Here is a 13,913-nt window from a genome sequence, read left to right on the forward strand (position 1 = left end):
AACCGTACGTCCGGTGCAATGAGAGGGGCGAGAATTAAACTCCCTCTACTCTATTTGTGCTTCGTTTAAATATTTGGTTAATACTTTAAAAACACCGTTATCGTTGTTGCTTGGTGCAATAAATTTAGCCATCTTTTTAACGCTATCTTGACCATTTTCCATGGCATAACTTAATCCAGCTAATTTGAGCATTTCAATATCATTTTCGCCGTCGCCAAATGCAATTAATTGAGTTCGAGAGACGTCTAGGTAAGCAAGAAATTCTTTAAGGCCGTTAGCCTTGTTAACATTATAGGGAATAATGTCCATATAGTTCCAGCCGCTAGTTGTAACGTGAATTTTTTCAACGCTTCTGCTATTGAATCCATATTCTAATTCTCGTCGAACCTTGCTAGGATAATCGACCGTAACTTTAGTATATTGATCATCTTCAGGGATCTGATTAAAGTCATCAACTTCAATACTATTAGGATAGAAATAATGATGTGATCGTTTAAATTGAGCCGGCGTACTTTTTAAAAAGTATGAATGCTTAACGCCGCTGATTAATGTGCTTTGGACTGCTCCAGGATAACGCAGATGCAAATAATCAACTAGACTTAAAATACATTTTTTAGAAAAAGTTGTTGTACGGATGATCTTGCCATCGCGCACAAGAACCGCACCATTATCAGCAACAAAATCGACGGAATCAGTAAAATCACCGAAATCTGCTTCTAATCGTCCTGCTGGTCGTCCACTGGCAATAATAAAGTGAGCACCGTGCTTGTGTAAACGGTATAAAATTTCACCGAACATTTCATGATCATATTTCTTTTCATCATTTACAAATGTGCCATCGACATCTACTGCAACAGCTTTAAAAGGAAGATCTTTCATCTAAATTACCTCATTCAAAATAAATTCTGCTATTAGTTTAGCACTCATTGTAAGAGGTTACATTACATATTAGTTTCATACTGTGAAAAATGTCTTGAATTAGTTACTTGAAGATGTTATTCTAGTTTACGTTAATCGATTAATCTATGATCTGTAATATGGTCATGGCAAAGGAGTAATAAATTATGAAACAAGGTATTCATCCAGATTTTCAAAAAGTAGTTTTCATGGACTCAGCAACTGGTGCTAAGTTCTTAGCTGGTTCAACTTTGAAGCCAGAAGAAACTATTGACTACGAAGGCGAAACTTACCCATTAGTACGTGTTGAAGTTTCATCAGATTCACACCCATTCTACACTGGCAAGCAAAAGTTTGCTCAAGCAGATGGTCGAATCGAAAAGTTCAACAAGAAGTATGGCTTGAAGAAGTAAACCTTTGTCTGGTGGAAGCAGTCCCATTGGGGCTGCTTTTTTTCTTCATTAGATTATTTGGCAGAATGCTTGAAAGACAGTATAATGTTTTCTGTATAAAAATGTTTTTATGGGAGTAAAGATTCAATGAAAATGCAAATGGCTGAAATTGCCAAGGCTTTAAATACTACTTGTGAAGGCGACGACAAAACTATTATTACTTCTGTTGCCTTTGACTCCAGAAAGATCACAACTGGTGGTTTATTTGTACCGCTTGAAGGTGAACGTGATGGACATGATTTTTTAGCGGGTGCCGTTAGCAATGGTGCTTCTGCTACGTTGTGGAAGAAAGGCCATCCAAATAAGCCCGAAGATATCACAGTAATTGAAGTAGATAATCCTCTTACTGCTATGCAAGATTTGGCGCGTTATTATTTACGCAAGGTTAATCCAACTGTAGTAGGTATTACAGGCTCTAATGGTAAAACCACTACTAAGGATATGATTGCTGCAGTTTTATCTAAGCGTTTTAACGTACATAAGACACAAGCTAACTTTAATAATGAAATTGGTGTACCAATGACCATTCTTGAAATGAAACCAAATACTGAAATTTTGGTCCTTGAAATGGGTATGGATAGACCAGGTCAGCTGCACCACCTAAGTGAATTAACTCATCCGGATGTAGCTGTCATTACTATGATTGGTGAAGCTCATATTGAATTCTTTGGCAGTCGCGACAAAATTGCTGACGCTAAGATGGAAATCACCGACTTTTTACGTGAAGATGGTGAATTCATTTATAACGGTGATGAACCATTGTTGCAAGAACGTGCTAAAAAGCTGGATCAAGCTAAGGCCACTTTTGGTTTTAGAGATGAAGATACAGTACATGCAACTGGCTTCAAGAGCTACATGCACCACGCTACCTTTACAATCAATGACTCAGAGCAAAAATTCTCAATTCCAATGATTGGTAAGCATAATGTTTCTAATGCAATGGCTGCAATTAGCGTAGGTCATCATTTTGGTGAAAGCGATGAAGAAATTGCGTCATCATTGTCTAACTTTAAGCCAACTGCTAACCGTATGGAATGGGAAAAGGGCGATGCTGGTGAAGCGATTATGAGTGATGTTTACAACTCAAATCCAACTGCTGTTAGAGCGGTTGTTACCAGCTTTGGTCAAGTTGAAGTTAAAGACGGCGGTCGCAGAATTGCTGTACTTGGCGACATGCTAGAACTAGGTGAAAAATCACCAGAACTTCATGCTGGATTAAGTGATACTTTAGACCCACAAATCATAAATGAAGTGTACTTGTATGGCTCTGAAATGAAGAATTTATACGATGCTTTGCAAGATAAATATGAGCCAGAGAATTTACATTATTATACTCAAGATGAAATGGATCATATGATTAATGATCTTAAAAATGACATTAAGCCGGACGACATTATCGTATTAAAGGGTTCACACGGGATGCACCTTGAAAATGTCTTAGTCCGACTAAGATAGGAGAAAATTTTTTGAAGTTTTCAGAATTAGGATTAAACGATGCGCTTCTTAAAGCGATTAAACGCTCAGGTTTTGAAGAAGCAACCCCAATCCAAGAACAAACTATTCCACTTGCTTTACAAGGAAAGGATGTAATTGGACAAGCACAAACTGGTACCGGTAAAACTGCCGCTTTTGGTTTGCCAATTTTACAATCCATTGATAAAAAAGAAAAAGCAATCCAAGCAATTATCATCGAACCAACGCGTGAACTTGCTATTCAAACACAAGAAGAATTATTCCGCTTGGGTCGTGATGAACATGCTCATGTCCAAGTGGTTTATGGTGGTGCAGATATCGGCCGTCAAATTCGTTCATTAAAGCACCACGTACCATCAATTTTGGTCGGTACACCAGGTCGGTTATTAGATCACTTAAAACGTGGCACAATTGATTTAGATAAAGTTAATACAGTAGTTTTGGATGAAGCAGATGAAATGCTCGATATGGGCTTTATCCAAGATATTGAAAGCATCTTGAGGTATGCTAAAAAACGCAAGCAAACTTTGCTTTTCAGTGCTACGATGCCTAAGCCAATCTTACGAATTGGTGAAAAATTCATGAAGGATCCTGCTATTGTTCAAATTAAGGCTAAGGAATTAACAGCTGATTTAATTGATCAATACTTTGTTCGTGCTAAGGAATCCGAAAAGTTCGATATTATGTGTCGTTTAATTGACGTCCAAGGTCCAGATTTAGCCTTAGTATTTGGTCGTACGAAGCGTCGTGTAGATGAGCTTACACGCGGATTACAAGCACGTGGCTATAATGCTGAAGGTATTCACGGAGATCTATCTCAGGCGCGTCGTATGGCAGTCTTGAAGCGATTCCGTGAAGGTAAGTTGGATATTTTAGTTGCTACTGATGTGGCAGCACGTGGTTTGGATATTTCAGGGGTAACTCACGTATATAACTACGATATTCCTCAAGATCCAGATTCATATGTTCACCGTATTGGTAGAACTGGGCGTGCAGGACAAAATGGTATCTCAGTAACCTTTGTAACTCCAAATGAAATTGGCTACATGAGAACTATCGAACAACTTACTAAGAAAAAGATGTCACCACTTCGTCCACCAACAGATGATCAAGCACTTCGCGGTCAATTAAAGCAAGCTAAGGCTGAAATCGAAGATTTGATGAATGGTGATTTGGGTAAATATACTCAAGATGCTAGTGAACTTCTTGATAACTATTCAGCTCTTGATTTAGTAGCTGCTTTTCTTAAGAACTTAGCTAAGGATTCAACAGAAATTAAGGTTAAGATTACGCCAGAAAAGCCTTTGCCATACAAGGGCGATGGTCGTCATGGTCGTGGCCGCCGAGGACGTAATGATCATGGTCGTGGACATGGCAATTATCAACGCCGTCGCAATAACAATAATAATTACCGTCACAACGGTAATCGCGGTCGTCGTGGACGTGGCAATGGACATGAATTCGTAATTAAGAATAAAAAAGATTAATTTTTTAGACTAAAAAGGAAGTTGTAATTTTTGCAACTTCTTTTTTGTATTATAATGATGTCATTGTGTGAGGTGAGAAACGATGATTAAAGGTGTAGGGATTGACTCAATTGAAGTTGAACGTGTTAAAAAGATCGTGGCAAAAGGAGATTCTTTCGCTAAGAAGGTTTTGACTCCAAAGGAATTTGCCCAGTATCAAAAGATGAAAGGCAAAAGAAAAGTTGAATATCTCGGAGGTCGTTTTTCATTAAAGGAATCTTTTTCTAAAGCTATGGGAACAGGCTTAGGCAAATACGTAGGTTTTCAAGATGTGGAAACTTTATGGGATGATTTGGGGCATCCAGTGATGACTTCAACTAAGTTTGATGGAAATATTTTCCCAAGTATCACACATGATAATCATGAAATTATTACGTTTGTAGTATTAGAGGAGAAATAAAAATGGTTCCAGGCTATCATCGTCCAGCCGTTGTAAAAGTAAATTTAGGTGCAATTAGAAGAAATATTAAGAATGAAATGCAGCACCTTGAACCAAATCAAAAGATGCTGGCTGTAGTTAAGGCTAATGGCTATGGTCATGGTGCAGTCGAAGTGGCAAAGGTTGCTGAGGAAGAAGGAGCAGCAGGATTTTGTGTTGCCATTTTAGATGAAGCATTGGAATTGCGCCGTGCTGATATTGTTAAGCCTATTTTGGTTTTGGGAGTAGTTTCTCCTGAATATGCACCAATTGCTGCTGTAAATAATGTTTCATTGACAGTACCTAATTTAGAGTGGTTAAAAGACGCTGAAAAATATTTAACAAAAGAAAACTTGCAATTAAAGATTCATTTAGGGATTGATTCTGGTATGGGTAGAATTGGTTTCAATGAAGATGATGAATTTATTGCAGCCAATAAGTTCTTGGAAAATAATAATAACTTCTTTATTGAAGGGATGTTTGCCCATTTTGCCTCTGCAGATAGCGCTGATGAGACTTATTTCAAGCATCAATGCGAGAAATTCAAGCATATGAAGAGTTTATTAACTGTTAAACCTAAATGGATTCATGTTGATAATACTGCAGCAAGTATTTTTCATGAAGGTATCAAGAGTGATCTGGTTCGTTTTGGAATTGGAATCTATGGCTTAAATCCATCTTCAAATCCATCTTCTCCAGATTTAACTTCTGCAATTAAGTTAGAACCTGCTTTATCATTTGAAAGTGAATTAACACATGTTAAAACTATTCATAAAGGTGATGGAGTAGGCTATGGTTCTACCTTCATGGCTGAAGAAGATACAGTTATTGGAACTGTCCCTGTTGGTTATGCCGATGGTTGGATTAGAAAGTATCAAGGTTTTAAGGTAAAAGTTGGCGATGAATATTGTCCGATTGTGGGACGTATTTGTATGGATCAATTTATGGTTAAAATGCCAAAGAAAATGCCAGTTGGTACCAAAGTAGTGATTATTTCAAATAACCCAGCTGATCCAAACAATATTAAGGCGGCAGCTGATTATGTTGATACAATTCACTATGAAGTTGCTTGCTTGCTGAATGATCGGTTACCACGTGTTTATTATGAAAAATAGTAAATGAAAAAGCCGAAATCACGATTATTTTTTCGTAATTTCGGCTTTTTTTGGTTAAAAAATAAATAACTTAGGGTATTAATTGTGATATGTTCATGCTAAAATATATTAAACTTGCACATTGTGTTGAGAATTTAAAAGCTATAGATAAATAGTAAAATGTTTTTTTAATAATAAACAAGGTGAAATATATTGGATATTAGAACCCAAACAACAAAAAGTAATTTGAAAAAGGCTTTGTTGCAATGTATGAAAGAACAAGCTTTTAATGAGATCAAAGTTAAAGACATTATTTTAGCATCGGATATCAGTTCACGTACTTTTTATCAATACTATAAGGACACACACGCCTTATTATTAGCAGTTGAAGATAACATCCTAGCTGAATTTAATAAAGCATTACTCGCGGATCGTGAAGCTGTTAATGGGATCGATCATGTTTTGTCTCAAGATGAATTGATAAAAGTAGCAGAGAATATTTCTAAAAATTCAATCTCTTTCTTTTTGAAAAATAAAGATAAACTTGAAATTTTAACTTCAGATAATGGAGACATCCGCTTTTTTAATAAGATGGTTGAATATGCCAATAAAGAATTTGCCATTCGAATGGAAATGATGAATCCAAACTATAAGGCGATTTTGGCACAAGAGCAAACAATTCCACCAGATATGGTTTTAGGAATCTTTGATATTAGTATCATTAATGTGGTATTGCAATTAATTAAATATAATGATGAGTTGTCTCCAGCTGATATGCGTCGTTATATTGCGGGCTATTTGACTCGAACTCCATTACAATTTTTGGGATTGATGAAATAATACAAAAAAGCTTCTAACTTTTAATTAAGTCAGAGGCTTTTTTATATGTTTTTTAATCTTTATGTGGATGTTCGATGAAGACACCAGGATTTTCATCGCTCATGATAGTCATACCGGCTTGCAAATCTTCGATTTCAGAAACAACGAAACCTTTCTTTTGCAATTTATCTACAATGGTCTTCATTGTGATGTCGGATACGCCTGCAGGTAAGGTAAACAAGGTTCTTCTTACGAAGTCTCCTTCAAGTTCTCCAGCTGCAGCATCAAGTGTCATTACACTAGACATATTAGTATGTTTTGACACGATCTTAGACATTTTAATTAAGTTACCGCGTGCATTATCGGATAAAACAGTTAAAACATATGAACCATTTTTAACATCCCATGCGTCTGATAACATGTCTAATAATCTTGAGTGGGTAAGAATACCATAAAAATGATTATCCTCATCAAGAACAGCAATGTATGGCAAGTCTTTGATATTAAAGAATACTCTAAAGAATGGAGAATTTACCTTAATTGTCTTAGTAGCGTTCTTAAGCAAGTAAGTTACTGGTAAATTCATGTCTCCGCCTTGAGATTTGTGGCGGTAAATGTGCATTTTATAAATATTACCGCGGAAAATAGTGCCAGTGTCATCTACAATAGGCACACATCTATATCCAGATTTCTCCAGAATATCCAATGCTTCTGCTAATGTGGCTTTTTCATTAACTGTTGTTAAGTAATCTTTCTTAATAACTAAAGATTTAATAAGCATGAGTTCGCCTCCAAATTGAAAATGTTTCAAGTAATTATAGCATAATCAGTATGTTAATTAAATATTAATTAAAGACTAGCTAAAGTAATCAAATATATTTTAACAATAGTTAGTGAAATAAAAAAGCATCTCTTCCTAAGAAAAGATGCTCTTTTAATGAACTAATTTAAGAATTATTGACGAACCTTAACGCCAGTTTCTTTGAAGGCCTTGTCCATAACCTTCTTTAATTGATCTGCTGAAGCAGTCATTAATTCTTTTTCTTTATCGCTTAATGGCATTTCAATAACTTGTTCAAGACCCTTGCGTCCAACAACTGCTGGAGTACCGATGTGAAGATCGTGTAAACCATATTCACCATCCATTGGTACTGAAAGTGGAAGTACACGGTGTTCATCGTTCAAGATAGCCTTAGCGATCATTGCTGAAGCAGTACCGATGCCGTAGAAAGTAGCACCCTTCTTGTTAATGATGTCGTAAGCCATGTTAGCAACTTCCTTGTGGATGTCTTCAAGCTTAGATTCATCCATACCGTGAGCCTTAACCCAGTCACTAACCTTTACGCCACCAACATTGTTGTAGCTCCATGCTGGAAATTCAGTATCACCGTGTTCACCAAGCATGTATGCGTTAACTGAACGTGGGTCAACGTGTTCCATTTCACCGATAACCTTTTGAAGACGACCAGTGTCAAGTGAAGTACCTGAACCGATAACACGATCCTTAGGGAAACCTGACATCTTCCAAGTTGCGTGAGTCAAGATATCAACTGGGTTAGCAACAACTAAGAAAATACCTTCGAAACCTGATTCAACAACTGGTTCAACGATTGATGATAAAATCTTCAAGTTCTTGTTAACAAGATCAAGACGAGTTTCACCTGGCTTTTGTGGAGCACCAGCAGTAATAACAACTAAGTCTGCATCCTTACAATCTGGGTAGTCAGCTGCGTAAATGTTCTTTGGAGAAGTCCAAGGAGTTGCATCAGCTAAATCGATTGCGTCACCTTCAACGTGTTCCTTAGCAATATCAATAATACCCAATTCTTCAGCGATACCTTGTTGTACCATTGAAAATGCAAAGGTAGAACCTACAGCACCATCACCGACTAAAATAACTTTACGAGGTCTTTCCTCTCTTGCCATAACAATAAATCTCCTTTTTATTAGTGATAATTTTAACAAAGAAATTATACCATGATAGCAGGCATTAATAAAATTATTATTTGCTGATTGTGCTATTATATGTAGGATTATGATGTAATGAGGGGTATATATAATGAAAATAATTGCAGGTTTAGGTAATCCAGGTCAAAAGTACGATAAAACCAAGCACAACACTGGTTTTATGACTATGGATCACTATCTTAATGAAAAAGGATTATCTTTGGACAAAGATAAGTTTGAAGGACATTGGACTAAGCAAAAAATTAATGGTGAGGATGTAATTTTGCTTGAACCTCAAACTTATATGAATGAATCAGGGCGTTCAGTTAGCCAAATTGCTAATTTCTTTAAAGTTGACCCAGAAGACGTTTTGATTATTCAAGATGATATGGATATGCCAATCGGCAAAATTAGAATTAGAGCTAATGGTAAGAGCGGTGGCCATAATGGAATTAAAAGCATTATCCGAGACTTAGGAACAGAAAAGTTTAATCGCTTAAAGATTGGGATTCGTCATCCTAAGAACACGACAGTTGTTTCATGGGTGCTTACGCCATTTAACGATGAGCAACAAAAATTAATGGATAATGCATTTGATACAAGTGTAAAGATTATCGATGACTTTATTGCAGGCCGCGATAGTCAATATTTAATGAATAAGTATAATTAAAATGCGTTTAACAGAAATATTAAAAGAAGATCAAGACTTAAATAATTTTATTGCAAAGACTAAACAAGTAAAGAATTCACTAATCACTGGCGCTAATGCCGGTGCTTTTAGTCTACTTTTAAAACAAATCGTAACTGAGTTAGATGCTCCACTTATTTTAGTAGAGGAAAATGAAAATAAGGCTCAGAATTTATACGGAGAATTAAGTGCAATTCTACCTGATGATAGTGTACAAATCTTTCCTGTAGATGCCACTATTGCTACACAAACGGCAGTCAGTTCACCAGATGAGTTAAGTAATCGGATTGAGGCACTTAACTTTTTATTAAGTAAAAAAGCTGGGATTGTAGTAACTACACCGCAGGGCTTGCAATATAAATTGTCTGCTCCTGACGAATTTGCTCAAGCTAAGAAAGATTTTGAACCTGGCAAAGAATACGAATTAACTGACTTAAATAAATGGCTAGTTAGTTTGGGCTATAAAAAAGAAGCGTTAGTTGCTCGGCCAGGAGAATTTGCTATTCGTGGTGATATTTTAGATGTATATCCTTTAGACAGAGAGAATCCAGTAAGAATTGAATTCTTTGGTGATGAAATTGATACGATCAAGGAATTTGATCTAGCAACTCAGCGTAGTCAAAAAGAAATTGATCGTGTTGAAATTTCTGCAGCTCAAGATCGAGTATTTTCTAGTGAAGCTATTGAAGCTGCGGCAAAAGCAATAGAAAAAGATATGGGGGATGCACCTGCACCGGATAAGGCAGTCAAAGATCACTTTACGGTGGCACTCGATGCTTTGAATGCAGGTGGATTACCAGATAATTATGCCTTTTTGGTGGATTATTTAATTAAAAAGCCAAGTAGCTTATTAGAATATTTAGATAAAAATGGTCAAATCTTGATTGATGATCTGCCTTTAATCAAACAAGCGGTAGAGACTGTAGATAAGCAAAATGCAGCTTTTATTAGTGATGAACTAAAAACTGGTGCAATGCTGCCGAAGCAAACTTTGCGCAGTGATTTTGATCAAGTATTAACTAAAGATAAGCACCATAGAATATATTTCTCTCTTTTCCAGCGCAGTATGGGACGAATTCGTTTGGGACAGATGCTCAATTGGCAAACGCGTGAACCAGAACAATTCTTTAGTCAAATGCCCCTAATTAAGTCAGAACTTGAGTCGTATCAAAAATCTGGTCAAACAGTTGTACTACAAGCAGATAATGCGAAAAGAGCTAAACAAATCGATCAAACAATGGTCGACTTTGGTCTAAACTTGCCAATTGTAGATAAAAATGAAATCTCAGAAGGTAAATCGCAAATCGTAGTAGCGGGTTATACCAGCGGTTTTAGTTTACCTTCGGTGAAGTTAGTTTATTTGACCGAACGCGAACTTTTTAACAAGCGTCCACAGCGTAAAAAGAGAATCAAAACTCTGGAAAATGCTCAGAGATTACGTAATTATACTGAGTTAAAGCCAGGGGATTATGTTGTCCATGTTAATCATGGTATTGGTCGTTTTGAAGGAATTAAAACACTAGAAAATAATGGCGTTAAGCGTGATTACATTACCATCACCTATCAACATGGCGATCAATTATTTGTACCAGCAGATCAGCTTAGTTTGGTACAAAAGTATGTGGCTTCTGAAGGAAAGACGCCTCATATTAACAAACTTGGTGGTAGTGAATGGGCTAAAACTAAGCGTAAGGTCCAATCTAAGGTTGAAGATATTGCTGATGATTTGATAGAGCTTTATGCTAAGCGCGAATCGGAAAAAGGTTTTGCTTTTTCACCAGATGACGATTTGCAAAAACAATTCGAAGATGCCTTTCCATATGCAGAGACTCCGGATCAGTTACGTTCAATTAAAGAAATCAAGGAAGATATGGAAAAGCCGAAACCGATGGATCGTCTAGTTGTAGGAGACGTTGGTTTTGGTAAAACAGAAGTAGCTTTAAGGGCGGCTTTTAAAGCAATTCAGGATAATAAACAAGTAGCTTTTTTAGTGCCAACAACTATTTTGGCTCAGCAGCACTATGAAACTATTCAAGATCGTTTCAAAGATTTTCCTGTTAATACTGCGATGCTTTCTCGTTTTCAAACTCCAGCTGAATCTAAGGAGATTATTGAGGGACTGAAGGAAGGAAAAATTGATTTAGTCGTAGGTACCCACAGACTGTTATCAAAGGATGTTGAATTTAAAGATCTTGGATTGTTAATAGTTGATGAAGAGCAGCGCTTTGGCGTTAAGCATAAAGAAAGGCTAAAGCAGTTAAAGGCTAATATTGACGTGTTGACTCTCACTGCTACGCCAATTCCTAGAACTTTGCATATGTCGATGGTTGGGGTGCGCGATTTATCTGTGATGGAAACTCCGCCTCAGAATAGATATCCAATTCAAACTTATGTGATGGAACAAATTCCAAGCGTAGTAAGGGATGCATGTTTGCGTGAAATGCAGCGTGATGGACAGGTCTTTTACCTACATAATCGAATTAGTGATATCGATGAAACTGTGGAAAAGCTGCAACAATTAATCCCGAATGCGCGGATTGCTAGTGCTCATGGACGAATGAGTCAAAATCAATTGGAAGACATTTTGTATCGGTTTTTGAACCGTGAATTTGATATTTTAGTAACGACGACCATCATTGAAACGGGTATCGACATGCCTAATGTTAATACGATGATTATCGAAGATGCTGATCACTATGGTTTGAGCCAGCTTTATCAGCTGCGAGGGAGAATCGGTCGTAGTGCCAGACTTGCCTATGCATATTTTCTGTACCAGCCTAACAAAGTTTTAACCGAAGTTGGTGAAAAACGCCTAGATGCAATCCGCGATTTTACTGAATTAGGGTCAGGCTTTAAGATTGCTATGCGTGATTTGTCGATTAGAGGAGCTGGCAATATGCTGGGAGCCCAGCAGCACGGCTTTATTGATAGTGTTGGTTATGATTTGTATTCACAAATGCTTAGCGATGCAATTAAAGAGCGTAAGGGTAAGAAGACAGTTAAGAAGTCAAATGCAGAGATTGATTTAAAACTTGAAGCCTATATTCCAGATTCATATATTGGCGACCAAGAAGAAAAAATCGAATTTTACAAAAAGATTAAAGCAGTCAATAATCAGGAAGAATTAGATAAAATTGAAGATGAACTAATTGATCGCTTTGGTGATTATCCAGCAGCTGTTGAGAATTTACTTGCTGTAGCTGGGTTAAAGGTAGATGCTGATCTAGCTCAAGTCTTAAATGTACTGAAAAAAGATAATAATACTATTAAGGTTGAGTTTAATAATGCTGCTTCACAGGAATTAGAAGGACCTAATATTTTCAGAGCATTAGAACACGTAAGTCTTAAAGCACGTATTAGCATGAATCAAGAAAAAAGAATGGTTGTTTTGCTGCAACTGCCTGATAAGATGAAGAATCGAGTTTTGTTTAATGAATTAACTACGTTCTTAGAGGCTGCCAGCGAAATAGTGCAAAGATAGAGGTATAAATTATGAGAATTGATAAATTTTTAAAGGTTTCAAGATTAGTTAAGAGAAGAACTGTTGCTAAGGAAATGGCAGATCAAGGCCGAATTAAAGTTAATGGACGAGTAGTTAAGTCCAGTTACGATGTAAAAATCGATGATATTATTGAAATTGGTTACGGTGCGCGAGTAATTAAAGCCAAGGTCTTGAATATTCGCGAAACCACTAAAAAGGCTGAAGCAAGTGAACTTTACGAGTTAGTTGATTGATGACTTTCCCATAAATCGTTGTTATACTTAACGTAAACGATATTTGTTATAACAGAGGATAAAAAAATGAATCATGGTCCACATATTTACAATTCGTTAAGTCCAGAAGCTCAGAGAGAGAAGCTACTTCGTAAGCAAGCGAAAATCGAAAAACGAGTTCATCGCATTCGATTAAATAGAATTGTTGCTGTTTTTGCTATTATATTTGTGATTTTGGGTATTCAAATTACAATTAAAGTTTCACAAACAAAGCGTATTAACAATCAAGTACAAGTTGAAAAACGAGGATTGGCTAAAGTTAAGAAAATAGCTAAAACTTTAAAGACCAAGAGACAGAATCTCGATGATCCAAACTACGTTGCTAAATTAATTCGTTATAAGTTTTATTATTCTAAATCAAATGAAAATGTTTATAACGTGCACGAAAGAAATGATAATGATTAATGAAGAAGTATCAAGCCGGTAACCGGGTAACCGGGGTGATTAATAACATTACCGATTTAGGTATTTTTGTTACATTGCCTAATAGACATTCAGGATTAGTTCATCACAGTGATTTTGGTAATAATTGGGCGCGAGAAAGGCGTCAATATCAAGTAGGCCAAAAGGTTCGCGTTGTTGTCGTGCATGTCAATAGAGGCAGATTTAATCTGTCAATTGCACGCGTAAATGATCCTGATTTAGTTGATCATGATAATCAATTTTCTGATACTAAACCTGCAGAATTTGATCAGGTTTTGAACAAAGTAAGTAGAGATGCTAAAAAGAAAATTGATGAATTAAAAAAGGTTTTGAATAAAAATTAAAAACGCCGATTGTAAAATCAAATTGAACACTTTAGAAAAATAAAAAGTCCATTTGGAC

General features: G+C 36.4%; 14 protein-coding genes. 11 read left to right on the plus strand and 3 right to left on the minus strand.

The window, feature by feature from the left end:
- Positions 1–45: 45 nt before the first annotated feature.
- The gene (locus CP355_RS07895) at positions 46–879 is read right to left on the minus strand and encodes a Cof-type HAD-IIB family hydrolase (protein WP_098044286.1); all 834 of its coding nucleotides are present in this window, start codon (positions 877–879) and stop codon (positions 46–48) included.
- Between the two features lie 185 nt (positions 880–1,064).
- Here CP355_RS07895 and CP355_RS07900 point away from each other — a divergent pair, with 185 nt between their 5' ends.
- The 6 genes from CP355_RS07900 (at position 1,065) to CP355_RS07925 (ending at position 6,700) form a co-directional block, all read left to right on the plus strand.
- Positions 1,065–1,310: a type B 50S ribosomal protein L31 gene (locus CP355_RS07900; RefSeq protein WP_014918203.1), complete on the plus strand. Its 246-nt coding sequence runs from the start codon at positions 1,065–1,067 to the stop codon at positions 1,308–1,310.
- A gap of 126 nt (positions 1,311–1,436) precedes the next feature.
- Positions 1,437–2,804: a UDP-N-acetylmuramoyl-tripeptide--D-alanyl-D-alanine ligase gene (gene murF / locus CP355_RS07905; protein WP_098044287.1), complete on the plus strand. Its 1,368-nt coding sequence runs from the start codon at positions 1,437–1,439 to the stop codon at positions 2,802–2,804.
- Positions 2,805–2,815: 11 nt separating this feature from the next.
- On the plus strand, positions 2,816–4,309 hold the full coding sequence (locus CP355_RS07910; RefSeq protein ID WP_098044288.1) for a DEAD/DEAH box helicase: 1,494 nt from the start codon (positions 2,816–2,818) through the stop codon (positions 4,307–4,309).
- 82 nt (positions 4,310–4,391) lie between these two features.
- The gene (gene acpS, locus CP355_RS07915) at positions 4,392–4,748 is read left to right on the plus strand and encodes a holo-ACP synthase (RefSeq protein ID WP_025005287.1); all 357 of its coding nucleotides are present in this window, start codon (positions 4,392–4,394) and stop codon (positions 4,746–4,748) included.
- A gap of 2 nt (positions 4,749–4,750) precedes the next feature.
- Positions 4,751–5,881: an alanine racemase gene (gene alr / locus CP355_RS07920; protein WP_087176686.1), complete on the plus strand. Its 1,131-nt coding sequence runs from the start codon at positions 4,751–4,753 to the stop codon at positions 5,879–5,881.
- A 249-nt stretch (positions 5,882–6,130) separates the two neighbouring features.
- Positions 6,131–6,700, plus strand: coding sequence for a TetR/AcrR family transcriptional regulator (locus CP355_RS07925; protein WP_098044291.1), 570 nt, complete (start codon positions 6,131–6,133; stop codon positions 6,698–6,700).
- A gap of 52 nt (positions 6,701–6,752) precedes the next feature.
- Here the strand turns inward: CP355_RS07925 and cbpA are convergent, their stop codons facing one another.
- The gene (gene cbpA / locus CP355_RS07930; RefSeq protein WP_025005284.1) at positions 6,753–7,460 is read right to left on the minus strand and encodes a cyclic di-AMP binding protein CbpA; all 708 of its coding nucleotides are present in this window, start codon (positions 7,458–7,460) and stop codon (positions 6,753–6,755) included.
- Positions 7,461–7,633: 173 nt separating this feature from the next.
- Positions 7,634–8,605, minus strand: coding sequence for an L-lactate dehydrogenase (locus tag CP355_RS07935; RefSeq protein ID WP_098036840.1), 972 nt, complete (start codon positions 8,603–8,605; stop codon positions 7,634–7,636).
- Positions 8,606–8,738: 133 nt separating this feature from the next.
- Here CP355_RS07935 and pth point away from each other — a divergent pair, with 133 nt between their 5' ends.
- From pth to CP355_RS07960, 5 genes are all read left to right on the plus strand, one after another.
- Positions 8,739–9,296, plus strand: coding sequence for an aminoacyl-tRNA hydrolase (gene pth, locus CP355_RS07940; RefSeq protein ID WP_025005282.1), 558 nt, complete (start codon positions 8,739–8,741; stop codon positions 9,294–9,296).
- Position 9,297: 1 nt separating this feature from the next.
- Entirely contained in the window at positions 9,298–12,795 is a 3,498-nt protein-coding gene (gene mfd, locus CP355_RS07945; protein WP_098044289.1) for a transcription-repair coupling factor, read from the plus strand.
- Positions 12,796–12,806: 11 nt separating this feature from the next.
- Positions 12,807–13,049 (plus strand): RNA-binding S4 domain-containing protein, encoded by a 243-nt coding sequence (locus tag CP355_RS07950; RefSeq protein WP_011254102.1) that lies wholly within the window; start codon positions 12,807–12,809, stop codon positions 13,047–13,049.
- A 66-nt stretch (positions 13,050–13,115) separates the two neighbouring features.
- Positions 13,116–13,493 (plus strand): septum formation initiator family protein, encoded by a 378-nt coding sequence (locus CP355_RS07955; RefSeq protein WP_087176683.1) that lies wholly within the window; start codon positions 13,116–13,118, stop codon positions 13,491–13,493.
- Positions 13,493–13,855, plus strand: a complete 363-nt coding sequence (locus CP355_RS07960; protein WP_098044290.1) for a S1 RNA-binding domain-containing protein — start codon at positions 13,493–13,495, stop codon at positions 13,853–13,855. The genes CP355_RS07955 and CP355_RS07960 overlap by 1 nt, the downstream gene beginning before the upstream one ends.
- The last annotated feature ends 58 nt before the right edge of the window (positions 13,856–13,913 follow it).

The organism is Lactobacillus sp. UMNPBX4 (assembly GCF_002554115.1).
Lineage (GTDB): Bacteria > Bacillota > Bacilli > Lactobacillales > Lactobacillaceae > Lactobacillus > Lactobacillus gallinarum.

Bases quoted from the DNA above. Each gene is read 5' to 3' on its own strand.
- CP355_RS07895 (WP_098044286.1), bottom strand. From the start codon at position 879: ATGAAAGATCTTCCTTTTAAAGCTGTTGCAGTAGATGTCGATGGCACA.
- CP355_RS07900 (WP_014918203.1), top strand. From the start codon at position 1,065: ATGAAACAAGGTATTCATCCAGATTTTCAAAAAGTAGTTTTCATGGAC.
- murF (WP_098044287.1), top strand. From the start codon at position 1,437: ATGAAAATGCAAATGGCTGAAATTGCCAAGGCTTTAAATACTACTTGT.
- acpS (WP_025005287.1), top strand. From the start codon at position 4,392: ATGATTAAAGGTGTAGGGATTGACTCAATTGAAGTTGAACGTGTTAAA.
- alr (WP_087176686.1), top strand. From the start codon at position 4,751: ATGGTTCCAGGCTATCATCGTCCAGCCGTTGTAAAAGTAAATTTAGGT.
- CP355_RS07925 (WP_098044291.1), top strand. From the start codon at position 6,131: ATGAAAGAACAAGCTTTTAATGAGATCAAAGTTAAAGACATTATTTTA.
- cbpA (WP_025005284.1), bottom strand. From the start codon at position 7,460: ATGCTTATTAAATCTTTAGTTATTAAGAAAGATTACTTAACAACAGTT.
- CP355_RS07935 (WP_098036840.1), bottom strand. From the start codon at position 8,605: ATGGCAAGAGAGGAAAGACCTCGTAAAGTTATTTTAGTCGGTGATGGT.
- pth (WP_025005282.1), top strand. From the start codon at position 8,739: ATGAAAATAATTGCAGGTTTAGGTAATCCAGGTCAAAAGTACGATAAA.
- mfd (WP_098044289.1), top strand. From the start codon at position 9,298: ATGCGTTTAACAGAAATATTAAAAGAAGATCAAGACTTAAATAATTTT.
- CP355_RS07950 (WP_011254102.1), top strand. From the start codon at position 12,807: ATGAGAATTGATAAATTTTTAAAGGTTTCAAGATTAGTTAAGAGAAGA.
- CP355_RS07955 (WP_087176683.1), top strand. From the start codon at position 13,116: ATGAATCATGGTCCACATATTTACAATTCGTTAAGTCCAGAAGCTCAG.
- CP355_RS07960 (WP_098044290.1), top strand. From the start codon at position 13,493: ATGAAGAAGTATCAAGCCGGTAACCGGGTAACCGGGGTGATTAATAAC.